The organism is Paraburkholderia sp. RL17-380-BIE-A (genome assembly GCF_046028085.1).
Classification (GTDB): Bacteria; Pseudomonadota; Gammaproteobacteria; order Burkholderiales; family Burkholderiaceae; genus Paraburkholderia.
This window is the reverse complement of sequence record NZ_JARESQ010000011.1, coordinates 206,276-228,947: the sequence shown is the minus strand read 5'-3', so window position 1 is coordinate 228,947 and position 22,672 is coordinate 206,276. Positions and strand designations below refer to the sequence as shown.

18 protein-coding genes are annotated in these 22,672 nt (G+C 61.1%); 17 read left to right on the top strand and 1 reads right to left on the bottom strand.

Annotated elements, in window-relative coordinates; translation table 11 throughout:
- Positions 1-51: 51 nt before the first annotated feature.
- A complete protein-coding gene (locus P0D68_RS20395) occupies positions 52-951 on the bottom strand; it encodes a LysR family transcriptional regulator (protein ID WP_408299748.1) in 900 nt (299 codons plus the stop codon).
- Between the two features lie 143 nt (positions 952-1,094).
- On the opposite strand from P0D68_RS20395, the gene P0D68_RS20390 reads away from it, so the two are divergent.
- From P0D68_RS20390 to P0D68_RS20310, 17 genes are all read left to right on the top strand, one after another.
- Positions 1,095-2,633, top strand: a complete 1,539-nt coding sequence (locus P0D68_RS20390) for a CoA-acylating methylmalonate-semialdehyde dehydrogenase (RefSeq protein ID WP_408299750.1) — start codon at positions 1,095-1,097, stop codon at positions 2,631-2,633.
- 164 nt (positions 2,634-2,797) lie between these two features.
- Positions 2,798-4,513, top strand: coding sequence for a GMC family oxidoreductase (locus P0D68_RS20385; protein ID WP_408299752.1), 1,716 nt, complete (start codon positions 2,798-2,800; stop codon positions 4,511-4,513).
- Between the two features lie 286 nt (positions 4,514-4,799).
- Entirely contained in the window at positions 4,800-5,579 is a 780-nt protein-coding gene (locus P0D68_RS20380) for an ABC transporter ATP-binding protein (protein ID WP_038457148.1), read from the top strand.
- On the top strand, positions 5,576-6,334 hold the full coding sequence (locus tag P0D68_RS20375; protein WP_408299754.1) for an ABC transporter ATP-binding protein: 759 nt from the start codon (positions 5,576-5,578) through the stop codon (positions 6,332-6,334). The genes P0D68_RS20380 and P0D68_RS20375 overlap by 4 nt, the downstream gene beginning before the upstream one ends.
- 54 nt (positions 6,335-6,388) lie before the next feature.
- Positions 6,389-7,603 carry an ABC transporter substrate-binding protein gene (locus tag P0D68_RS20370; protein ID WP_091797817.1) on the top strand — a complete coding sequence of 405 codons (1,215 nt, stop codon included), beginning with the start codon at positions 6,389-6,391 and terminating at the stop codon, positions 7,601-7,603.
- A 195-nt stretch (positions 7,604-7,798) separates the two neighbouring features.
- Complete coding sequence (locus tag P0D68_RS20365; RefSeq protein WP_091797820.1) at positions 7,799-8,683, top strand: branched-chain amino acid ABC transporter permease; 885 nt, start codon at positions 7,799-7,801, stop codon at positions 8,681-8,683.
- Positions 8,683-9,654 (top strand): branched-chain amino acid ABC transporter permease, encoded by a 972-nt coding sequence (locus P0D68_RS20360; RefSeq protein WP_177205092.1) that lies wholly within the window; start codon positions 8,683-8,685, stop codon positions 9,652-9,654. The genes P0D68_RS20365 and P0D68_RS20360 overlap by 1 nt, the downstream gene beginning before the upstream one ends.
- Positions 9,655-10,170: 516 nt before the next feature.
- A complete protein-coding gene (locus P0D68_RS20355; RefSeq protein WP_091797826.1) occupies positions 10,171-11,337 on the top strand; it encodes an ABC transporter substrate-binding protein in 1,167 nt (388 codons plus the stop codon).
- A 368-nt stretch (positions 11,338-11,705) separates the two neighbouring features.
- On the top strand, positions 11,706-12,866 hold the full coding sequence (locus tag P0D68_RS20350; RefSeq protein ID WP_408299757.1) for an ABC transporter substrate-binding protein: 1,161 nt from the start codon (positions 11,706-11,708) through the stop codon (positions 12,864-12,866).
- Positions 12,867-13,071: 205 nt separating this feature from the next.
- Entirely contained in the window at positions 13,072-14,127 is a 1,056-nt protein-coding gene (locus P0D68_RS20345) for a branched-chain amino acid ABC transporter permease (RefSeq protein WP_408299758.1), read from the top strand.
- Positions 14,128-14,131: 4 nt separating this feature from the next.
- Entirely contained in the window at positions 14,132-15,916 is a 1,785-nt protein-coding gene (locus tag P0D68_RS20340) for a branched-chain amino acid ABC transporter ATP-binding protein/permease (protein WP_408299760.1), read from the top strand.
- 11 nt (positions 15,917-15,927) lie between these two features.
- The gene (locus tag P0D68_RS20335; RefSeq protein ID WP_177205050.1) at positions 15,928-16,680 is read left to right on the top strand and encodes an ABC transporter ATP-binding protein; all 753 of its coding nucleotides are present in this window, start codon (positions 15,928-15,930) and stop codon (positions 16,678-16,680) included.
- A 175-nt stretch (positions 16,681-16,855) separates the two neighbouring features.
- Entirely contained in the window at positions 16,856-18,814 is a 1,959-nt protein-coding gene (mnmG, locus tag P0D68_RS20330) for a tRNA uridine-5-carboxymethylaminomethyl(34) synthesis enzyme MnmG (RefSeq protein ID WP_408299762.1), read from the top strand.
- A complete protein-coding gene (gene rsmG, locus P0D68_RS20325) occupies positions 18,811-19,494 on the top strand; it encodes a 16S rRNA (guanine(527)-N(7))-methyltransferase RsmG (protein WP_408181713.1) in 684 nt (227 codons plus the stop codon). Before mnmG ends, rsmG begins: the two co-directional genes overlap by 4 nt.
- Before the next feature lie 86 nt (positions 19,495-19,580).
- A complete protein-coding gene (locus P0D68_RS20320) occupies positions 19,581-20,372 on the top strand; it encodes a ParA family protein (RefSeq protein WP_408299764.1) in 792 nt (263 codons plus the stop codon).
- Between the two features lie 18 nt (positions 20,373-20,390).
- Positions 20,391-21,278: a ParB/RepB/Spo0J family partition protein gene (locus P0D68_RS20315; RefSeq protein ID WP_091800939.1), complete on the top strand. Its 888-nt coding sequence runs from the start codon at positions 20,391-20,393 to the stop codon at positions 21,276-21,278.
- Positions 21,279-22,096: 818 nt separating this feature from the next.
- Entirely contained in the window at positions 22,097-22,642 is a 546-nt protein-coding gene (locus tag P0D68_RS20310; RefSeq protein ID WP_408299767.1) for an ATP synthase subunit I, read from the top strand.
- Positions 22,643-22,672: the final 30 nt, after the last annotated feature.

Genomic DNA, 22,672 nt, shown 5'->3' with positions numbered 1-22,672 from the left:
ACTCTGGCTGACGGCCGATCATGCTTCACGCAATCGTCGTTCGCGTGCTCATCAAGTCGCCCATTGCTGCTCGATCAACTTCAGCGCTGCCGCAATGGCCGGCTCCTCCTTGCGCTGCGCGAGCGTGATGAAGCTGAGCTGAGTCGGCACGGTCACACCTTCGACAATGGTCAGCGCGTGCGCATGCGCTTCGGCGATCGCGGTGGCGTCGCGTGCGAGCGTGAGGCCCACGCCTGATTTGACCAGGTCGAGCATGGACGGCTCCTGATCCACTTCCGCCACCTTGATGGGCTTCACGCCTGCCTCGTCGAAGCAGCGCGACAACAAGCGGTTATGCGCCGACGCGGGCGGCGTCCAGATCCACGGCAGCGCCGCAAGCGAGCGCCAGTCGCGCGCGCCTTTGACGCGGTCTTTCCAGCCGGCCGGCGCCAGCACACGGTACTGGAAGTGAGTCAGCGTGACGGCGTGAAAAGCGGGTCCGTCGCGCGGTTCGTCTTCGGACGGCAGGCCGATGTAGTAGCCGACATCGAGCTCACCCGCGCGAACCTGCTCCAGCACCCATCCCGACATGCCGTGGCGCAAGGCTGTCTCGATGCGCGGCCAGGTTTCCACGAGTTGCTTCAGGAAGCCGCCGAGGCGCAGAAACGCCGGGTCGAGGATCGTGCCGATCCGCAAGCGCCCGCGTACTTCGTGGCGCAGCGATTGCGCCGCCCGCTGCACGTCGTTCGCCGCGCCAAGCGCGCGTTCGGCGTGCGGCAGCAGCGCCTGGCCGTCGCGCGTCAGCGAAAGCCCGTGCGAGGTCCGCGTGAACAGCGTCACGCCGAGCGTCTCCTGCAAATGCTTGATTTGCAGGCTGACGGCGGGTTGGGTCAGGTGAAGCTGCACCGCGGCGCGCGTGAGGTTGCCCTCGCGCGCCACGGTGACGAAGGCCCGGAGCAGAGTCAGATCCATATCCTGATATTAACCCGCCTTATAACGCAGTTGAGCATTACTCATTGGATTTGCCGGCCCGAAGCGCCGTACGCTTCAGCTTCAGCACGCCTTGATCGAGCCGCAGGCGCCGGGGCGGAAGACTTCACAGGAAAGAGGACACCATGAGCGAGACATATCAGGACGAAGCCGTGCGCAGCGCGAAGAGCGCGAACGCGCTGACGCATTTCATCAATGGCAAAACCGTCGAAGGCACGAGCGGCCGCTTCGGCGACGTCTTCAATCCTGCTCAAGGCAGCGTCAGCGCACGCGTGCCGCTCGCGAGCGTCGCCGAAGTGGACGCGGCCGTCGCCGCCGCCAAAGACGCGTTCCCGGCATGGAGCGAAACCGCGCCGATCAAGCGGGCGCGTGTTCTGTTCAAGTTCAAGGAGCTGCTCGACCGTCATCACGACGAACTGGCGGAACTGATCACGCGTGAGCACGGCAAGGTGTTTTCGGACGCGAAGGGCGAAGTGATGCGCGGCATCGAAATCGTCGAGTTCGCCTGCGGCATTCCGAATCTGCTGAAGTCCGACTTTACCGATCAGATCGGCGGCGGCATCGACAACTGGAACCTGCGCCAGCCGCTCGGCGTGGTCGCCGGCATTACGCCGTTCAATTTCCCGATGATGGTGCCTTGCTGGATGTTTCCCGTCGCGATTGCGTGCGGCAACACGTTCGTGTTGAAGCCGTCCGAGCGTGATCCTTCCTGTTCGAACCGGCTGGCCGAATTGTTGAAGGAGGCCGGCTTGCCGGATGGCGTCTTCAACGTCGTGCACGGCGACAAGGTGGCGGTCGACGCATTGCTCGTGCATCCGGAAGTCAGTGCGTTGTCGTTCGTCGGTTCGACGCCGATCGCCGAATACATCTACACGGAAGGCACGAAGCACGGCAAGCGTGTGCAGGCTTTGGGCGGAGCGAAGAATCATCTGGTGGTGATGCCGGACGCGGATCTCGACCAGGCGGTCGACGCCTTGATCGGCGCGGCGTACGGCTCGGCGGGCGAGCGATGCATGGCCATTTCGGTGGCCGTCGCCGTCGGGCATATCGCCGATGAACTGGTCGAGCGGCTCACGCCGCGCGTGAAGAGCCTGAAGATTCTCAACGGCATGGAGTCGGATGCCGAGATGGGACCGTTGGTCACGGCGGTGCATCGCGAGAAAGTGGTGGGCTATATCGACTCTGGCGTCGCGGCGGGCGCGAAACTGGTTGTCGATGGGCGAGGCCATCAGGTCAGTGGACACGAGAAGGGATTCTTTCTTGGCGGCACCTTGTTCGACGATGTTTCGACCGACATGAAGATTTACCGGGAAGAGATTTTCGGACCCGTGCTTTGTGTGGTGCGCGTGCCGGATTTTGCGTCCGCGGTGGAACTCATCAACGCCAATGAGTTTGCCAACGGCGTGTCGCTGTTTACGTCCGATGGCGGTGTCGCTCGCGCGTTCTCGCGCCAGATCCAGATCGGCATGGTTGGCATCAACGTGCCGATTCCGGTGCCGATGGCGTGGCACTCGTTTGGTGGCTGGAAGAAGTCTCTCTTCGGCGACCATCACGCGTATGGTGAAGAAGGCGTGCGGTTTTACACTCGCTACAAGAGCATCATGCAGCGCTGGCCGGACAGCATCGCCAAAGGCGCTGAGTTTACGATGCCGGTGGCTAAGTAGATTGAGGCATTGGCCTTCGGCAGCGCTGCTCGTGGCGGTCGAAGGCAGTAGCGCAACGGCCGCCGCAGATGCAGAAGAAAGGCTGGAAACACAATTAGAGCCCAACGCCACGGTCGCATGCCAATCATGCGACCGGTCGGCAAAAAAGCTTAGGAGACTGAACAATGAGCGATTCCGACACCAGGCTCGAGACCGCGCGGCGGCTCGAAGGCGAGTTCGATTACATCATCGTGGGCGCGGGGACGGCGGGCTGTGTGCTGGCCAATCGCCTGAGCGAAGATCCGGACGTGCGGGTATTGCTGCTCGAAGCCGGCGGCAAGGACGACTACCACTGGATTCATGTGCCGGTCGGCTACCTCTATTGCATCGGCAATCCGCGCACGGACTGGCTCTACAAAACACAATCTGAGCCGCGGCTGAATGGCCGCGCGCTTTCGTACCCACGCGGACGCGTCCTGGGCGGAAGCTCCTCAATCAACGGCATGATCTACATGCGTGGGCAGCGCGAAGACTACGACGAATGGGCTCGCGTCACGAACGACTCGTCCTGGTCGTGGAACTCGGTGTTGCCCGTCTTCAGGCGCAGCGAAGATCACTATGCCGGCGCGACCGAGTCGCATGGCGCGGGCGGTCCTTGGCGCGTGGAGAAACAGCGGTTGAAATGGAAAATACTCGAAGAGTTTTCACGCGCTGCGCAGGAGACCGGCATCCCCGCCACGGACGACTTCAATCGCGGCGATAACACCGGTGTCGGCTACTTCGACGTCAATCAGAAGCGCGGCATTCGCTGGAATGCGTCGAAGGCATTTCTGCGTCCCGCACTCAAGCGGCCGAATCTCATGGTCATTACCGGCGCGCACACGCAACGCGTCGTATTCGAAGGTCGCCGTTGCACAGGCGTCGAATATCGCGGCGACAACACGGACTATCTGGCCAAAGCACGCTGCGAAGTGATCCTCAGCTCTGGTGCTGTCAATTCGCCGCAATTGCTCGAACTCTCCGGTATCGGCAACGGTGCGCGTCTGCAGAACCTGGGTATTGAAGTCGTCAACGATCTGCGCGGCGTGGGAGAAAATTTGCAGGACCATTTGCAATTGCGAATGGCCTATAAAGTCGATGGCGTGCGCACACTCAACACAGCGTCCGCGCATTGGTGGGGCAAGCTGATGATCGGCATGCAGTACGCGCTGTTTCAAAGCGGGCCGATGTCGATGTCGCCGTCGCAACTCGGCGCGTTTGCCAAATCAGACCCGAATGATCGCTCGCTGACGCGGCCCGATCTCGAGTATCACGTCCAGCCGCTTTCGCTCGATCGCTTCGGCGAACCGCTGCACCGATTCAACGCGTTCACTGCGTCCGTGTGCCAGTTGCGGCCCACCTCGCGCGGCAGCATTCACATTGAATCAGCCGATGCGTCAGCGCCGCCGTTGATCGCCCCCAACTATCTCTCTACCGATTACGACCGGCACGTTGCCGCCAATGCGCTGCGTCTCACGCGACGCATTGCCGCGGCGCCCGCGCTCTCGCGCTACCGGCCGCAAGAGATTTTGCCGGGCGTCCAGTACCAGACCGAGGAAGAGTTGCAGCAGGCTGCCGGCGCCGTCGGCACGACCATCTTCCATCCGGTCGGCACCTGCCGCATGGGCACGACCGACGACCCCGGCGCGGTGGTCGACAACCGGTTACGAGTTATCGGTGTTGACGGATTGCGGGTGGTCGATGCATCTGTCATGCCGACCATCACCTCGGGCAACACCAATTCGCCCACGCTGATGATCGCGGAGCGCGCCAGCGAGATGATCCGCGAGGATCGCCGTGCGCGCGTTGCCGGCAGTTCCGTGGCGCAAACAAGCTCGACGCCTTCCGTGTTCGCCGTGTGACAAGTGTCATACGGCTCGCATGAGATGCCCGTCCGACGTGCACGGCGGGCGTGTCATGCTTAGGGTCATGTTGCAGACCGGCATCATCCACTAAGTGCAAATCCCAATGAATGCGCTGCATCATTGGCGCGACAATGGCAGCCATGCTGCGTGTGGCCCCATGGATTACCGTCCGGATTGGTGCAGCACGCCAACGAGCGGCACGGGGTGCCGCCGTCATAAAAAGTCGCGCAGCGGTTCGCGCGGAAGATCGTAATGCTTCGCCTTACTCCGTATGGAAGGGAACATGATTCTCGGCGATACGATTCTCGAAACGCGCGGCCTCACCCGTGAGTTCAAAGGCTTTATCGCCGTGAACGGTGTGAACCTGCGCGTGCGCCGTGGCTCGATCCATGCGCTGATCGGCCCGAATGGGGCAGGCAAGACCACCTGCTTCAATCTGCTCACCAAATTTCTCGAACCGACTGCGGGTCAAATCGTTTTCAACGGTATCGACATTACGAGCGAACGCCCGGCGCAAATCGCACGGCGCGGCATTATCCGGTCATTCCAGATTTCTGCTGTATTTCCGCATCTGACAGCATTGCAGAATGTGCGCATTGGCTTGCAGCGTCAGCTCGGCACGGCATTTCATTTCTGGAAGAGCGAACGCACGCTTCGCCAACTCGATGATCGCGCAATGGATCTGCTCACGCAGGTCGGATTGACCGATTTCGCCGACGTGTTGACGGTCGAACTTTCCTACGGCCGCAAACGCGCGCTGGAAATCGCCACCACGCTCGCCATGGAGCCGGAGCTCATGCTGCTCGACGAGCCCACGCAAGGCATGGGCCACGAAGACGTCGATCGCGTGACGGCGCTGATCAAGAAGGTATCGAGCGGCCGCACCATCCTGATGGTCGAGCACAACATGAACGTGATCGCCGGCATTTCCGACACGATTACCGTGCTGCAACGTGGCGAAGTGCTTGCCGAAGGCAGCTACGCCGAAGTGTCGAAGAATCCGCTCGTGATGCAAGCCTATATGGGCAGCGCCGACGCGGCGCTTGCCGGAGCCCACGCATGAATACGATTGCCGAGCGCGAAAGTCTCGACGTTAGCGGGACGGATAACGCCGTGCCTGCGCTGGACATCAAGGGTTTGCAGGCGTGGTACGGGGAATCCCACATTCTGCATGGCGTCGATCTGACGGTGAACCGCGGCGAAGTCGTCACGCTTCTGGGCCGCAATGGCGCGGGACGGACCACGACGCTGCGCGCCATCATGGGTCTGAGCGGTCGGCGCACTGGTTCGATCCGCATTGCCGGTCGTGAAACGATCAATCTCCCCACGCATCGCATCGCGCATTGCGGCATTGGTTATTGCCCGGAAGAGCGCGGTATTTTTTCGAGCCTCTCCTGCGAGGAGAATCTGCTGCTGCCGCCGCCTGTCGGGGACAAGGCGCACATGATGTCGCTCGAAGAAATCTATTCGATGTTTCCGAATCTGCACGAACGCCGCATGAGCCAGGGCACGCGGCTCTCAGGCGGCGAACAGCAGATGCTCGCGGTAGCGCGCATTCTGCGCACCGGCGCAAGCTTGCTGCTGCTCGACGAAATCTCGGAAGGGCTTGCGCCTGTCATCGTTCAGGCGCTGGCACGCATGATCATGACGCTCAAGGCGCGCGGCTACACCGTGGTGATGGTCGAGCAGAATTTCCGCTTTGCCGCGCCGCTTGCCGATCGCTTCTACGTGATGGAGCACGGCGCGATTGTCGAGCACTTCGGGGCAAGTGAACTCGAAACCAAGATGCCGGTCCTGCACGATCTTTTGGGCGTTTAAAAAACCGCCCGATTTGCCTCTGATAACCACAAGCGAAGAAACCAGGAGACAGGAATGAAAAAGAACCCACTCGCGCGGCTAGCCTCCCTTTGTTTCGCGGTCGCCGCCGGCGCCGCTCTGACGATGGGCAGCGCGCAAGCGGCTGACGACGCGGTGAAGATCGGCTTCATCACCGACATGTCGGGTCTGTATGCGGATATCGACGGCCAGGGCGGTCTCGAAGCGATCCGCATGGCGGTGGCGGACTTCGGCGGCAAGGTCAACGGCAAGCCGATCACGGTGGTGTATGCGGACCACCAGAACAAGGCGGACATTGCGGCCTCACGCGCACGCGAGTGGTTCGACCGCGACGGCGTCGACCTGCTGATCGGCGGCACGAATTCGGCAACGGGTTTGTCGATGAACACCGTTGCCGGTGAAAAGAAGAAGGTGTACATCAGCATCGGCGCGGGCGCCGACACGCTGACCAACGAGCAATGCACGCCGTACACGATCCACTATGCGTACGACACCACGGCGCTGGCCAAGGGCACGGGCTCGGCGGTGACGAAGCAGGGCGGCAAGACCTGGTACTTCCTGACTGCCGACTACGCGTTCGGCAAGGCGCTCGAGAAAAACACCTCGGACGTGGTGAAGGCGAATGGCGGCCAGGTGCTGGGCGCGGTGCGTCATCCGCTGTCGGCATCGGACTTCTCGTCGTTCCTGTTGCAGGCGCAGGCGTCGAAGGCACAGATTCTGGGCCTCGCCAACGCGGGCGGCGACACGATCAATTCGATCAAGGCAGCCAAGGAGTTCGGCATCACCAAAACGATGAAGCTCGCCGCGCTGCTGGTGTTCATCGACGATATCCACAGCCTGGGCCTCGAAACCACCCAAGGTCTCGTTCTGACGGACAGCTGGTACTGGAACAAGGACGCGACCACTCGCAAGTGGGCGGAGCGCTACTTCGACAAGATGAAGAAGATGCCGTCGAGCCTGCAGGCCGCCGACTACTCGGCGACCATGACCTATCTGAACGCGGTGAAGGCGGTGGGCTCGACCGACTCCGACAAGGTGATGGCGCAACTGAAGAAGACCAAGATCAACGACTTCTACGCGAAGGGTTACATCCGTCAGGACGGCAGCATGATCCACGACATGTACCTGATGCAGGTGAAGACGCCGGCCGAGTCCAAGGAGCCGTGGGACTACTACAAGATTACGGCGACGATCCCCGGCGAGCAGGCGTTCACGACCAAGACGGAAACGCGCTGCGCGTTGTGGAAATAAACGTCGAATGGTAACCAGATAGCCGTCCGTCTGCTCGTACTGGCGGGCAATATACAGTGCTGCGTTGGTACACAGGCTGACGGCGAACCGTTTCACATGCCGCGCACGATCGGCGTCGCTGACGCTCACCGTGCGCCGGCCGGATCGTGCGTGACCGATCTCACCTTGGCGATGGCTTAAGGGGTTAAGGCTTCAATGGAAATCTTTGGCGTTCCGCTACCGGCGATGCTGAGCCAGCTGCTGCTGGGGCTCGTGAACGGCTCGTTCTACGCAATTCTGAGTCTTGGGCTGGCGGTGATCTTCGGCCTGCTCAATGTGATCAACTTTGCGCACGGCGCGTTATTCATGCTCGGCGCGATGCTCGCGTGGATGGGCCTGTCGTATTTCGGCTTGCCTTACTGGGTGATGCTCGTACTGGCGCCGCTGCTCGTCGGGTTGTTTGGCATGGCGATCGAACGCTCGATGCTGCGCTGGCTCTACAAGCTCGACCATCTGTACGGCCTCTTGCTGACCTTCGGACTCACGCTGGTCGTGGAAGGCGTGTTCCGTTCCATCTACGGTTCGTCCGGCCAGCCGTACGACGTGCCGTCGGCGCTTTCCGGTGCGACCAATCTCGGCTTCATGTTCCTGCCGAACTATCGCGCGTGGGTCGTGGTGGCCTCGCTGGTGGTTTGCTTCGCGACGTGGTTCGTGATCGAGAAGACGCGCCTCGGCGCCTATCTGCGCGCGGGCACTGAAAATCCGAAACTGGTCGAAGCGTTCGGCATCAACGTGCCGTTGATGATCACGTTGACCTATGGCTTCGGCGTCGCGCTGGCCGCATTTGCCGGCGTGCTCGCCGCACCGGTGATTCAGGTCTCGCCGCTGATGGGCCAGCCGATGATCATCACCGTGTTCGCGGTGGTGGTGATCGGCGGCATGGGTTCGATCATGGGCTCGATTCTCACCGGCTTGCTGCTGGGCGTGATCGAAGGGCTCACACGCGTGTTCTACCCGGAAGCGTCGGCGACCGTCGTCTTCGTGATCATGGCGCTCGTGTTGCTGGTGCGCCCGGCGGGTCTCTTCGGCAAGGAAAAATGATGCAGAGAAAAGTGCTCTACGGTCTGCTGCTGATCGTGCTTCTCGCGGTGCCCGTGCTCGGCATCTATCCGCTCTTCGTGATGAAAGTGCTGTGCTTCGCGCTGTTCGCGGCGGCGTTCAATCTGCTGATTGGCTATACCGGACTGCTGTCGTTCGGCCACGCCATGTTTCTCGCGTCGGCCGGCTACATTACCGGCTATGCGATGCAGACGCTCGGCTTCTCGCCGGAGCTGGGCGTGCTCGCCGGCACCGCGGCGGCGACCTTGCTTGGGTTGATCGTGGGCATCTTCGCGATTCGCCGCCAGGGCATCTACTTCGCGATGGTGACGCTGGCGCTCGCGCAGATGGTCTACTTCGTGTTCCTGCAGGCGCCGTTCACGCATGGTGAGGACGGTCTGCAAGGCGTGCCGCGCGGCAAGCTGTTCGGCGTGCTGGATCTCTCGTCCGATACGGCGTTGTACTTCGTCGTGCTCGCCGTGATGGTGCTCGCTTTCCTGCTGATTGTGCGGATCGTGCATTCGCCGTTTGGACAGGTGCTGGTGGCGATCAAGGAAAACGAGCCGCGCGCGGTGTCGCTCGGTTACGATACGGATCGCTTCAAACTGCTGGCGTTTATTCTGTCGGCGGGAATTGCCGGTCTCGCGGGTTCGCTCAAAGTGCTCGTGCAAGGCTTCGAGACATTGAGCGACGCGTATTGGACCATGTCGGGCCTCGTGATCCTGATGACGCTGGTCGGCGGCATGGGCACCTTGTTTGGACCGCTGCTCGGCGCCGCATTGATTGTCGCGCTCGAAGACCGGCTCGGCGATTTCGGCGGGGCGCTGGCGTCATCCACCGGCGTTGAGTGGTTCCGTTCGCTGGGCGAATCGGTAACCATTGTGACCGGCGTGATTTTCATCGCGTGCGTGCTGGCGTTCCGGCGTGGCATTGTCGGTGAGATCATCGCGCGGGTGCGGCCGCTGCGGGCCTGAACGCAGCGAAATTCGCCATTGTTTCGGTATCCGATATAGTTTGCCGCTCTTGATGTAATGAAGCGGGAGCGCGGGTTGCCAAGGCTCCCGGCGGGGTTGAACAGGTTCCGGCAAGCGTGCCCCAATTCAGTGCCGCAGTGCACCACTAGGGTAATTGCTAGTTGTAGTAGGGCGGGTGCTCCTTTAATCTTCATGCAGTTCTGATGCACCACGAAATTTGCAGGTGGAGAACGAGGAGACAATGAGGCACTCAGTGCCCAGACGAAAGCGCTGTTGGATTGATATCCAACAGCGCTTTTTATTTGTGTTTTCGGCTATTCGCTATTCGAATTTCCCGCTAATTCGGTGACCCTTTTTATTCACCGAACCTGTCTCTGTTTCGCAGCGCACAACCCTGCAAAACGCTTGCCGCGCATGGCTTCCGTCCGCTAAACTCGCTATTCACCGACCGCTGGGTCGGGATTTAAATCCACGGATTTAGATTCGAATGAATAACGGGGTAGACAGAGGAGCGGGATGAAGTCGGCATTGCGTTGGATCAGCGCGGCATTAGTCGCCACTGGAATCACTGCGGCATGGAGCGGCCATGCGTTCGCAGACGTGAAAATCGGCGTGACCGTGTCGGCAACGGGTCCTGCCGCGTCGCTCGGTATCCCGGAAAAGAACACGATTGCGCTCCTGCCTAAAGAAGTGGCGGGCCAGAAGATCGAATACATCGTGCTCGACGACGCCACTGATTCGACTCAGGCCGTCAAGAACACCCGCAAGCTCACCAGCGAAGATCACGTGGATGCGCTGATCGGCTCGACCGTCGTGCCGAACTCGCTGGCCATGATCGACGTCGCTGCCGAAACCACTACGCCCATGATCTCCATGGCCGCCGCGGCAAGCATTGTCGAGCCGATGGATGCGAAGCGCGCGTGGGTCTTCAAAACGCCGCAAAACGACATTCTGATGGCGACCGCGATCGCGCAGCACATGTCGAATCACGGCGTGAAGACGGTCGCGTTTATCGGCTTCTCGGACGCTTACGGCGAGAGCTGGTTCAAGGAATTCGGCAAGGCAGCGGACCTCGCGAAGATCAAGATCGTCGCGAACGAACGCTTCGCGCGCAATGATGCTTCGGTGACCGGCCAGGTGCTGAAGGTCATGTCGCAGAATCCCGATGCGGTGCTGATCGCAGGCGCGGGCACACCGGCTGCGCTGCCGCAGAAAACGCTCAAGGAGCGTGGCTACAAGGGCAAGTACTATCAGACGCACGGCGTCGCCAACAACGACTTCCTGCGCGTGTGCGGCAAGGATTGCGAAGGTACGTATCTGCCCGCCGGCCCGTTGCTGGTCGCGGATCAATTGCCCGATTCGAATCCGGTGAAGAAGAGCGCGCTCGCCTATAAGCGCGCGTACGAAACCGCTTACGGCGCCGGCTCGGTGTCGACTTTCGGCGGCCACGCATGGGACGCCGGCTTGCTGCTGCAACGCGCGATTCCGCTGGCGCTGAAGAAGGGGCAGCCGGGCACGCCTGCGTTCCGCGAGGCGTTGCGCGCAGCGCTGGAAAGCACCAAAGACATGCCCGCGTCGCACGGCATCTTCAACATGAGCGCGAATGACCACTCTGGCCTCGACCAGCGGGCGCGCGTGATGGTGGAGATTGTCGGCGGCAAGTGGAAGTTGTCCGGCGACTGAGCGAGGGCGAAGCGATACGGAACCTCATCGAAAAAGACGCGTGCAGTTGACGCGTCTTTTTTATTGTCCGCTTCACGTGAAAAAGTGTGGTTGCGCGGCTTCAGGACAAACCCGTATTTGGGTTGCGGTCTATTGACCGTCGTTCATGCAGAACGCAATACTACTAACATGTTAGTGTTTTGTTCGCAGGATTTCGCAGCAGTTTGCAGCCGTCGTACGTAGCAAAGGAGTGGCACCAAAGCGGCGAAGGCATCCGCGCTGAGCAGGGAAAACCATGCTTGGCACGCCTCCACCCGATAACTAGATTCAGACACCCGGCCCGTGAGTCGGATTACAGATACGCGCTTCAAAGCGTTTGGAGACTTGCAATGAAAAAGACAAAGCAATGGGTATGCACCGGCATCGCCATGGCGTTGATGTGTGGCGCGGGCGCGGCGTTTGCCCAAGTGAAGATCGGCGTGACACTTTCCACGACGGGGCCGGCCGCATCGCTCGGGATTCCTGAAAAGAACACGATTGCGCTGTTGCCGAAAGAGATCGGCGGCAAGACCGTGCAGTACATCGTTCTCGACGACGCATCGGACACCGGCAAGGCCGTGCAAAACACGCGCAAGCTGATCGACGAAGACCACGTCGACGCGATCATCGGCTCGACCGTTACGCCGAATTCGCTGGCCATGCTCGACGCCGCTTCCGAAGGCAAGACGCCGGTGATCTCGCTGGCGGCATCGGCGGCAATCATTTCGCCGATGGACGCGAAGCGCGCATGGGCCTTCAAACCGCCGCAAAACGACAGCCTGATGGCTGACGCCATCGCCGACTATATGGAGCATCACGGCGTGAAAACCGTGGGCTTCATCGGCTTCGCGGATGCGTACGGCGACGGCTGGAATAACGTCTTTACCGCTGCGGCCGCCGCGCACAATCTGAAGATCGTGTCCAACGAACGCTTCAACCGCACCGACGCATCGGTCACGGGCCAGGTGCTGAAGACGATTGGCGCGAACCCCGACGCGGTCCTGATCGCGGGTGCGGGCACGCCGTCGGCATTGCCGGCCAAGACGCTCAAGGAGCGCGGCTACAAGGGCAAGGTCTACCAGACGCACGGCGTCGCCAATAACGACTTCCTGCGCGTGTGCGGCAAGGATTGCGAAGGCGAATTCCTGCCGGCTGGACCGATTCTCGTGGCGGATCAACTGCCTGACTCGAACCCGGTGAAGAAGTCGTCGCTGGCCTATAAAGCGGCGTATGAGAAAGCATATGGCGCGGGCTCGGTGGCGACGTTTGGCGGTCACGCATGGGACGCCGGCCAGATGTTGCAAGCAGCCATTCCCGTTGCGCTGAAGACGGCGCAGCCGGGCACGGAAGCGTTCCGCGTGGCACTGCGCGGCGCACTTGAGAACATCAAGGAGCTGCCGGTTTCGCACGGCATCATGAACACCACCACGACCGACCACAACGGCCTCGACAAGCGCGCACGCGTGATCGTGCAGATCGTCGACGGCAAGTGGAAGCTGCAGAACGACTAAGCATAAAAGCGGTACGCGCCTCTCGCGCAACGTGCGGCATGTGACGCCGCATTGCCATTCTGTTCGATGACAATGGCATCGACCGCCGCGCCGTGTTCCGGCGCGGCGGTCGCCTTTTCAGGCATTGCGGGTCCGCGGACGGCCGCGAGTTTTGCCGCCACAACGGTTTCCCAGTTTCGATTACGACGCTTCAGGACGAGGAAGTATGGATCTATCAATTGCGGCGATCCTCGCGCAGGACGGCATCACCACCGGCGCGATCTACGCGCTGCTGGCGCTCGCGCTGGTGTTGGTGTTCTCCGTGACGCGGGTGATCTTCATCCCGCAGGGGGAGTTTGTTTCGTACGGCGCGCTGACGCTCGCCGCGCTACAGACACAGAAATTTCCGGCCACCTGCTGGCTGCTGATGGCGATGGGCGCGGCCTGCTTCGTCGTCGAGGTAGCGGGGCTGGTACGCCATCCCGAGCGGCGCCGGCATGCGGCGCGCACGCTGGTCATGCTGGTCGGCAAATACCTGCTGTTTCCGATCGCGGTCTACGCGCTCACGCAGGGCGTTTTCATGCATACGCTGCCGATGTTCGCGCAGATCGCGTTGACGCTGCTGATCGTGATTCCGATGGGACCGTATGTTTACCGGCTTGCGTATGAGCCGATCGCGGAGGCGTCCACGCTGCTGCTGCTGATCGTGGCGGTGGCGGTGCACTTCGCGATGGTCGGCCTGGGTCTCGTGATGTTCGGTGCGGAGGGTTCGCGCACCACGGCGTTTTCCGACGCGACCTTCAACGTGGGCAGCCTGTCGATCTCCGGGCAGAGCTTGTGGGTCGTCGGCACGGCGGTCGTGTTGATCGGTGCGCTGTATCTGTACTTCGACCGCTCGATCTCCGGCAAGGCGTTGCGCGCAACGTCGGTGAACCGGCTCGGCGCACGGCTCGTCGGCATCGGCACGACGCAAGCGGGGCGTCTCGCCTTCACGCTGGCGGCGGGCCTCGGTGCGCTGTGCGGCATCCTCGTCGCACCCCTCACCACCATCTACTACGACTCGGGCTTCCTGATCGGCTTGAAGGGCTTCGTGGGGGCGATTATCGGCGGCCTCGTCAGTTATCCGCTGGCGGCTGCGGGCTCGATCCTGGTCGGTCTGCTGGAGTCGTATTCGTCGTTCTGGGCGAGTGCTTATAAAGAAGTGATCGTGTTCACGCTGATCATTCCGGTGCTGCTCTGGCGAAGTCTTGCCAGCCCGCACACCGAAGAGGACGAGGAGTGACGCGATGAAACGGATCATGCAAAACAAGTTCTTCTGGTTGTTCCTCGTGGTGCTGTTCGCGCTACCCGTATTGCCGCAACCGATTCACGTGCCGGAATATTGGGTGACGCTGCTCAACTACATCGGCCTGTATTCGATCGTGGCGATCGGCCTGGTGCTGCTGACCGGTATCGGCGGAATGACGAGCTTCGGCCAGGCCGCGTTTGTCGGCATCGGCGCCTACGCGACCGCGTATCTGACGACGCGATACGGCGTCTCGCCGTGGCTCGCGCTGATCGCGGGCGTGGTGGTGACGGCCCTGATCGCGTTGATGCTCGGGTTGGTGACGATGCGTCTGTCCGGGCACTTTTTGCCGCTCGGCACGATCGCGTGGGGGCTCGCGCTGTTCTACCTGTTCGGCAATCTCGACATGCTGGGCAAGTACGACGGCATCAACGGAATTCCTGTGCTGAATGTTTTCGGCATCAACCTGGAGTCCGGGCGCCATATCTATTACCTGATCTGGGTGGTCGTGCTGGGTGCGGTGATTTCCGTTCAGAATCTGCTTAATAGCCGGCCGGGACGAGCAATCCGCGCGCTGCGCGGCGGCGGCATGATGGCCGAAGCAATGGGCGTGAACACCGGGTGGATGCGCGTGGTGATCTTTGTCTACGCGGCGGTGCTGGCTTCGGTGTCGGGCTTTCTCTACGCCCACCTGCAACGCGCGGTAAACCCGACGCCGTTTGGACTGAATCACGGTATCGAGTTCCTGTTCATGGCGGTGGTGGGCGGGGTGTCGCACGTCTGGGGCGCCGTGCTCGGTGCGGCGATCCTGACAGTGCTGCAGGATTATCTGCAAACGCTGCTACCCAAGCTGCTGGGTGAGAACGGCAACTTCGAAGTGATCGTATTCGGCATCTTGATGGTGCTGCTGCTGCAGTACGCGCGCCAAGGCGTATGGCCGTTTGTCGCGCGCTTTTTCCCGAAAGGTCCGCGTGCCCATTTGGCCGACCATGCCGAACCGTTGCCGCAGCGCAGCAAGCCGGAGGCCGGTGAAGATCTGCTGACGGTGAACAAGGCGCGCAAGCAATTCGGCGGTCTGGTCGCGGTGAACGATGTCAGCTTTGAGGTGAAAGCAGGGCAGATCATCGGCTTGATCGGGCCGAACGGCGCCGGCAAGTCGACGACCTTTAATCTCGTCACCGGCGTGCTGCAAACGACCAGCGGCGAGATCAAGTTCCGTGGCGAGCGAATCGATTCGTTGAGTTCACGTGAAATCGTCAAGCGCGGGATTGGCCGCACCTTCCAGCACGTCAAGCTGCTGCCGGGAATGACGGTGCTCGAGAACGTCGCGATCGGCGCACATCTGCGGGGGCAGGCGGGCGTATGGCGCAGCGTCGTGCGCCTGAACAGCGCGGAAGAAGCGCGCTTGATGGCCGAAGCCGCGCGCCAGATTCGCCGCGTCGGCCTGGAACAGCACATGTATGACGAGGCGGGCAGTCTTGCCTTGGGACAGCAGCGGATTCTCGAAATCGCACGCGCATTGTGCTGCGACCCGACGCTGTTGTTGCTGGATGAGCCGGCCGCCGGTCTTCGTTATCAGGAAAAACTCCAGCTGGCCGATCTGCTGCGTCGCCTCAAGGCGGAAGGCATGAGCGTGCTGCTGGTTGAGCACGACATGGATTTCGTGATGAATCTCACCGACCGGCTGGTGGTCATGGAGTTCGGGACCCGGATCGCGGAAGGTTTGCCGCAAGACGTACAACAGGATCCGGCTGTGCTGGAAGCGTATCTCGGTGGGGTGGAGTGATGGAGAACACGATGAATGCTGCTGATCCCATTCTCGACGTAGACGGATTGTCGGTCCGCTATGGCAAGGTCGAGGCGCTGCACGGCGCGGCGATCAAGGTGCGGGCTGGGCAGATCGTCTCGGTGATCGGCCCGAATGGCGCGGGCAAGTCCACGCTGCTGAACGCGATCATGGGTGCACTGCCGACCACGGGTCATGCCAAGGGCGCCGTGGTGTATCGAGGCGAAGATGTCAGCGCCGTGCCGGTCGAGAAACGTGTCGCGCGCGGCATGTGCCTTGTGCCGGAAAAGCGCGAGCTGTTTGCTTCGATGACGGTCGAGGACAACCTCGTGCTCGGCGCTTACCGTCGCAAGCGGGCAGGGGAGCGCAACTTTCTCGACCAACTTGAGCCGGTCTTCACGCTGTTTCCACGACTGAAGGAGCGCCGCAAGCAGGCGGCCGGCACCTTATCGGGTGGTGAACGGCAAATGCTTGCGGTGGGCCGGGCATTGATGGGCAAGCCCGATCTGCTCATGCTGGACGAGCCGAGTCTTGGCCTTGCGCCGCTGATCGTAAAAGAAATCTTCCACATCATCAGCGCGCTGCGGCAGACCGGCGTAGCCACGCTGCTGATCGAGCAGAACGCCCGAGCCGCGTTGCAAATCTCCGACTACGGTTATGTGTTGGAGACGGGCGAACTGGCGCTGGAAGGGCCGGCGGCAGACCTGGCGCAGAATCCGCGCGTGATCGAAACGTACCTTGGGCTGGCCAAAAAAGTGGCGTAACGCTCCCGCTCTACGCTGATCGCCGACGATTAAAGCGGTGTGTTTCACGTGAAACACACCGCTTTTTTTATGGATTGGCCGTTCGGACGAAATTCGGGCCTAAACCGAACCCGTTATAATTCGCCCATACATTTCCTTTGAAAGGCTCACGCGATGATCTGGCGTGAGATCCGCGATGCTCTTTCCCACAGAATTTGACGTAATCGTCGTCGGCGGCGGTCATGCCGGCACGGAAGCCGCGTTGGCTTCAGCACGCATGGGCAATACGACGCTCCTGCTGACCCACAACATCGAAACGCTCGGCCAGATGAGCTGCAACCCGTCGATTGGCGGTATTGGCAAGGGCCATCTGGTCAAGGAAGTCGACGCGCTCGGCGGTGCAATGGCGGCCGCGACGGACGAGGGCGGCATTCAATTCCGCATCCTGAATTCGTCGAAGGGCCCGGCCGTCCGTGCGACGCGCGCTCAGGCCGACCGTTTGCTGTACAAGCAGGCTATCCGGCATCGGCTGGAGAATCAGCCGAACCTTTGGTTGTTCCAACAGGCGGTTGACGATCTGATGGTGGAAGGTGACCGCGTGATTGGCGCTGTCACGCAGGTGGGGATCCGTTTCCGTGCGCGCGCGGTGGTGCTGACGGCTGGGACCTTCCTCGACGGCAAGATTCACGTGGGTTTGAACAACTATACGGGGGGGCGTGCTGGTGATCCGGCGTCCGTGTCGTTGTCGGCGCGTCTCAAGGAATTGAAGCTGCCGCAAGGTCGGTTGAAGACCGGGACGCCTCCTCGTATCGACGGCCGCACCATCGACTTTTCCCAACTCGAAGAGCAGCCGGGCGATCTGGATCCGGTGCCAGTGTTCTCGTTTCTGGGGCGTGTTGAGCAGCATCCGCGGCAGGTGCCGTGTTGGGTTACGCACACCAACGAGCGGACGCACGACATCATTCGCGGCGGCCTCGATCGTTCGCCAATGTACACCGGCGTGATCGAAGGGGTGGGGCCGCGGTATTGCCCATCGATCGAAGACAAGATCCACCGATTCGCATCGAAGGAATCGCATCAGATCTTCCTTGAGCCTGAAGGGCTGACCACCAACGAGTTTTACCCAAATGGGATCTCCACGAGCCTGCCGTTCGACGTGCAGCTGGAGTTGGTGCGTTCGATGCGCGGCTTGGAGCATGCGCATATCCTCCGGCCGGGATATGCGATTGAGTACGACTACTTCGATCCGCGTGGACTGAAGGCTTCGCTGGAAACGAAAGTCATTAACGGGTTGTTCTTCGCCGGTCAGATCAACGGCACGACTGGCTATGAAGAAGCCGCCGCGCAGGGTTTGCTGGCTGGGATCAACGCGGGTCTGTACGTGCAAGGTAAGGAAGCATGGTGCCCTCGGCGCGATCAGGCTTACCTTGGCGTGTTGGTCGACGATCTGGTTACGCGTGGCGTGTCGGAGCCGTATCGCATGTTTACGAGCCGTGCCGAATATCGCCTGAGCCTCCGTGAAGACAATGCGGATATGCGTCTGACTGAGATCGGCCGCGAGCTGGGCGTGGTGGATGACGTTCGGTGGGATGCCTTCAGCCGCAAACGCGACGCTGTTTCACGTGAAACAGAGCGCCTTCGCACCACGTGGGTCAATCCTAAGACGTTATCGGCTGACGAGGCGACGGCTTTGCTCGGCAAGCCAATCGATCACGAGTACAGCCTGGCGGATCTGCTGCGCCGCCCGGGTGTGTCTTACGACGGTGTTTGCGGGTTGCGTGCCGGTGCTTGCGCTGCGCCTGAAACGTTGGCGGAAGACGACGTTCTGCTTGCCCAGATCAAGGAGCAGATCGAGATCGGGATCAAATATCAGGGCTACATTGACCGTCAGGCGGGAGAGATTGAGCGGAACGAGGCGCACGAAAGCACGCGTCTACCTGAAGGATTGGATTACGCGGAAGTCCGGGGCCTTTCCTTCGAGGCGCGCCAGAAGCTGACGCAGTTCCGCCCTGAAACCATTGGTCAGGCCTCGCGCATCTCCGGCATTACGCCGGCGGCCATCTCGCTGCTCATGGTCCATTTGAAGCGTGGTTTGGGTCGTCGTCCGGCGAAACCCACTGAGCCGGGCACCGACAGCACGCCGGTGACGCAATGACGGTAGGCCAGAAGGGAAGCGGTAGGGAGGCGTTGGCGCCGCTGCTCACAGAGGGTGTGCGCGAGCTCGGCCTCGATCTGAGCGACACGCAACTCGGCAAGCTGCTCGACTACGTCGCGTTGCTGTCGAAGTGGAACGCCGTCTATAACCTCACGGCGATCCGCGATCCGCGGCAGATGCTGATTCAGCACATTCTAGACTCGCTTTCAATCGTGCCGCATCTGGCTCCGCTCGGGCCGTCCTCGGTACTCGACGTCGGCTCCGGTGGCGGTTTGCCGGGCATTGTGCTGGCGATTGTTTTGCCGGAGTGGACGGTGACGGTGAACGACATCGTTCATAAAAAAACGGCGTTCCAGTCTCAGGCCAAGGCAGAGCTCGGCCTTGCGAATCTCTCGGTGGTGACCGGCCGAGTCGAGACTTTGCAGCCGGGCGCCGAAGTACCGGCAAAGTTCGACGTAATTGTCTCGCGCGCATTCGCAGAACTCGCGGATTTCGTTACACTGGCCCGTCATCTCGTTGCGGAGCAGGGTGCGATCTGGGCTATGAAGGGCGTACGCCCGGACGGCGAGATCGAACGTTTGCCGGCGGGCGCCCACGTGGAACAGGTTATTCGGCTGAATGTGCCATCGCTCGACGCCGAGCGACACCTGATCAAGGTTTTGGTGGATGCCGGCAGCTAGCGGCGCGCTCAGGCTTGTCATGCATCCGCACCCTGTATCACCGACGATTTTCACTTTATCCAAGCAGCAAAAGGGACACACCAACGATGGCAAAAATCTTCTGCGTTGCGAACCAGAAGGGCGGCGTCGGTAAAACGACGACCACAGTCAATCTGGCCGCGAGCTTGGCAGCGCAGGGACAGCGAGTCCTTCTCATCGACCTGGACCCGCAAGGCAACGCCACGATGGGTAGCGGCATCGACAAAGCCGCGTGCGCGAGCACGGTCTACGAAGTGCTGGTGGATGGCGTCGCGGTGGCCGATGCGCGAGTGCGGCCCGAAGCCGTTGGTTACGACGTGCTCCCGGCGAACCGTGAACTCGCCGGTGCCGAGGTCGAGTTGGTCAGCGTGCAGAACCGCGAGCGTCAATTGAAGGTCGCGCTCGCGGCAGTCGAAAACGAATACGATTTTGTGCTGATCGACTGTCCACCGGCTTTGTCGCTGCTCACGCTCAACGGCCTGTGCGCCGCACACGGCGTGGTGATTCCGATGCAGTGCGAGTACTTCGCTCTCGAAGGCTTGTCAGACCTGGTCAACACGATCAAGCAGGTGCACGCGAACCTCAACCGTGACCTGAAAGTGATCGGCCTGCTGCGCGTCATGTTCGATCCGCGTATCACGTTGCAACAGCAAGTCTCAGATCAGTTGAAAGAGCATTTTGGTGACAAGGTGTTCGACGCCGTGATCCCGCGCAACGTGCGCCTCGCCGAGGCGCCCAGCTATGGTTTGCCGGGCGTGGTGTTCGACAGGGCATCGCGCGGCGCGCAAGCGTACGTGCAGTTCGGCGCGGAAATGATTGAGCGGGTGCGCGCATTGAATGACGCGCCCCAGGCATCCTAAGTGGATCGGGAAAGCACGATGAACGCAGTAGCGAGAAAGAAGGGGTTGGGACGAGGCCTGGAAGCATTGCTTGGCGGCACTGCGGACATCACCGAGGCGGTGACGATCGAGGGTGCGCCGAACGTGCTGCCACTCAGCAAGTTGCAGGCGGGCAAATACCAGCCGCGTACGCGTATGGATGAAGGCGCATTGCAGGAGCTGGCGGCCAGCATCCGGGCGCAGGGCTTGATGCAGCCGATTCTCGTGCGGCCCGTCTCCGCGGACAAGTACGAGATCATTGCCGGCGAGCGGCGTTTCCGCGCGGCGCGTCTCGCAGGTCTCGACGAAGTGCCGGTGCTGGTGAAGAACGTGCCGGACCAGGCCGCTGCCGCGATGGCGCTGATCGAGAATATTCAGCGCGAAGATCTGAATCCGCTGGAAGAAGCGCAGGGCATCCAGCGCTTGCTCGACGAGTTCAATTTCACGCACGAACAGGCGGCGGAGTCGGTCGGCCGATCGCGTAGTGCCGTGTCGAATCTGCTGCGCTTGCTCAATCTGGCGTCGCCCGTACAGACGATGCTGCTGGCCGGCGATCTCGACATGGGGCACGCCCGCGCGCTGTTGGCCGTCGACGCTGCAACGCAGATTACGCTGGCCAACCAGGTTATCAACAAGCGCATGTCGGTGCGCGAAACCGAAAAGCTGGTAACGACGACGACCAAAGCCGCGCCAGCAGTGAAGGCGCGTGCGAATCCGGACGGTGGTCGTGATACGCGACGACTCGAAGAAGAGTTGTCGGATTTGCTGGCGGCGACGGTCAAGATCAAACTCGGCCGACGCGGGCGAGGGCAGGTACTGGTGGACTTCGGCGATCTGGACGCGCTGGAAGGCATCTTGGTGAGGTTGCGCGGCAACGCCACCGCCTGATCGGCGCGTTGAACGTGAGTGGCAACGAAGGCTTGCGATCAGGCTCAATACAGATCGCAAGCTATTTGGTGCGCTGCGCGCCTTTGGCGCCCCAGCTTTCCTGGCGAGTCGCAAACACATAGAGATTGGGCCCGACTTGATGCATGTCAAACGGCCTATATTTAATGGATTCCTAAATAAATGCGGCGATAAATAATCAGGATCGCTGATATATTGGTCTGATCGCGCCGTTGGGGCGATGCCGAGCGCCGATGCGTTTGCAATGCCGCCTGATTCGCGTCAAGCATCCCGAGAGCGGTCGCGTCACCAACTCCGCGCTGATGAATTCACGAAGTAGGGCGTGCCCGAAACAAAAGGCGAAAGCGCATGCCGTTCTCGGTCGCCCATTCATTCGGCGCGGCGGTGTGATTACGGCGATCCCTCTTGTCATCGACACACACGAGTTTCCGAATACGCTCGCGCCGAGTCGCCGCCTAACTGGTGCCAACCCGTATGTCCACCTGCGGAGGCAAAAATCGGCGTTTGTTGCATTTTCGAGACGTCTGCTACTGCGTTTAAACGACCTGTCGGCGAGTGCAAAGTCGCTTGATCCAAACCGCATGATTTGACGCCCCCCGACAGCCTTACATTTGACGTGTTTCGTACCGCCAGGCAGCTGTTCCCGCATCGTGAGGAGGCTTTTCACGCCGGTTATTGAACGGCCTAAAGTCTTGAATTGCCTGCAACTATCGCTTACAATCGCCCGGATTTAATTGCACGGCAACCCCGTAATGGCAGCGTAAGCTCGCGGGCTGGAACAAGACTTTCGGAACACTGCGATGGCGGTCAAAACGTCGAATCAAGCGCCGAAGAATGGGCACGACGAACACCGCGCTGAACGCAAAGATTCCGTTGCGTCCACCGGTCAGCAAGCGACACCTGATGAAGCGTGGGATGTCGAGCAGCAAGATAACAATATCGTTCCGCTCACGCGGGCTGAAGCTGAAAAGCTGTTTGGTCCCAACGTGAGCCGTCCATCGCGCGTTACGCCTTTCAAGGTCGTGGCAGCGCAAATGGCTTTGTCCCTGGGTGCTACGCTGGTGTGGTGGCTGTTCTACAAGCCGCCGGGCGCTGCTGCGCTGTCCGCGCTCCTGGGAGGAGCGATCTGCTGGGTGCCGGGCGCGTTGTTCGCGGCACGGCTTAGAACGCTGAGCGGCGCCGGAACAGTCATGAGCTGGATGATCGGCGAAGCGCTCAAAATGGGGACAACGATCGCGATGTTCGTAGCCATCGCCTTCTGGTATCACGACGTACGCTGGGTTCCGCTGCTCGTGACCTACCTCATCGCGCTCAAGACGTACTGGATTGCCTTGGCCTGGCGCTAAGGTAGCAGCAACAAAAGTGGCAGCAAAAAA

What these genes read in the sequence shown, in the direction of transcription:
- P0D68_RS20395 (WP_408299748.1), bottom strand. Translation starts at nt 951, where the DNA reads ATGGATCTGACTCTGCTCCGGGCCTTCGTCACCGTGGCGCGCGAGGGC.
- P0D68_RS20390 (WP_408299750.1), top strand. Translation starts at nt 1,095, where the DNA reads ATGAGCGAGACATATCAGGACGAAGCCGTGCGCAGCGCGAAGAGCGCG.
- P0D68_RS20385 (WP_408299752.1), top strand. Translation starts at nt 2,798, where the DNA reads ATGAGCGATTCCGACACCAGGCTCGAGACCGCGCGGCGGCTCGAAGGC.
- P0D68_RS20380 (WP_038457148.1), top strand. Translation starts at nt 4,800, where the DNA reads ATGATTCTCGGCGATACGATTCTCGAAACGCGCGGCCTCACCCGTGAG.
- P0D68_RS20375 (WP_408299754.1), top strand. Translation starts at nt 5,576, where the DNA reads ATGAATACGATTGCCGAGCGCGAAAGTCTCGACGTTAGCGGGACGGAT.
- P0D68_RS20370 (WP_091797817.1), top strand. Translation starts at nt 6,389, where the DNA reads ATGAAAAAGAACCCACTCGCGCGGCTAGCCTCCCTTTGTTTCGCGGTC.
- P0D68_RS20365 (WP_091797820.1), top strand. Translation starts at nt 7,799, where the DNA reads ATGGAAATCTTTGGCGTTCCGCTACCGGCGATGCTGAGCCAGCTGCTG.
- P0D68_RS20360 (WP_177205092.1), top strand. Translation starts at nt 8,683, where the DNA reads ATGCAGAGAAAAGTGCTCTACGGTCTGCTGCTGATCGTGCTTCTCGCG.
- P0D68_RS20355 (WP_091797826.1), top strand. Translation starts at nt 10,171, where the DNA reads ATGAAGTCGGCATTGCGTTGGATCAGCGCGGCATTAGTCGCCACTGGA.
- P0D68_RS20350 (WP_408299757.1), top strand. Translation starts at nt 11,706, where the DNA reads ATGAAAAAGACAAAGCAATGGGTATGCACCGGCATCGCCATGGCGTTG.
- P0D68_RS20345 (WP_408299758.1), top strand. Translation starts at nt 13,072, where the DNA reads ATGGATCTATCAATTGCGGCGATCCTCGCGCAGGACGGCATCACCACC.
- P0D68_RS20340 (WP_408299760.1), top strand. Translation starts at nt 14,132, where the DNA reads ATGAAACGGATCATGCAAAACAAGTTCTTCTGGTTGTTCCTCGTGGTG.
- P0D68_RS20335 (WP_177205050.1), top strand. Translation starts at nt 15,928, where the DNA reads ATGAATGCTGCTGATCCCATTCTCGACGTAGACGGATTGTCGGTCCGC.
- mnmG (WP_408299762.1), top strand. Translation starts at nt 16,856, where the DNA reads ATGCTCTTTCCCACAGAATTTGACGTAATCGTCGTCGGCGGCGGTCAT.
- rsmG (WP_408181713.1), top strand. Translation starts at nt 18,811, where the DNA reads ATGACGGTAGGCCAGAAGGGAAGCGGTAGGGAGGCGTTGGCGCCGCTG.
- P0D68_RS20320 (WP_408299764.1), top strand. Translation starts at nt 19,581, where the DNA reads ATGGCAAAAATCTTCTGCGTTGCGAACCAGAAGGGCGGCGTCGGTAAA.
- P0D68_RS20315 (WP_091800939.1), top strand. Translation starts at nt 20,391, where the DNA reads ATGAACGCAGTAGCGAGAAAGAAGGGGTTGGGACGAGGCCTGGAAGCA.
- P0D68_RS20310 (WP_408299767.1), top strand. Translation starts at nt 22,097, where the DNA reads ATGGCGGTCAAAACGTCGAATCAAGCGCCGAAGAATGGGCACGACGAA.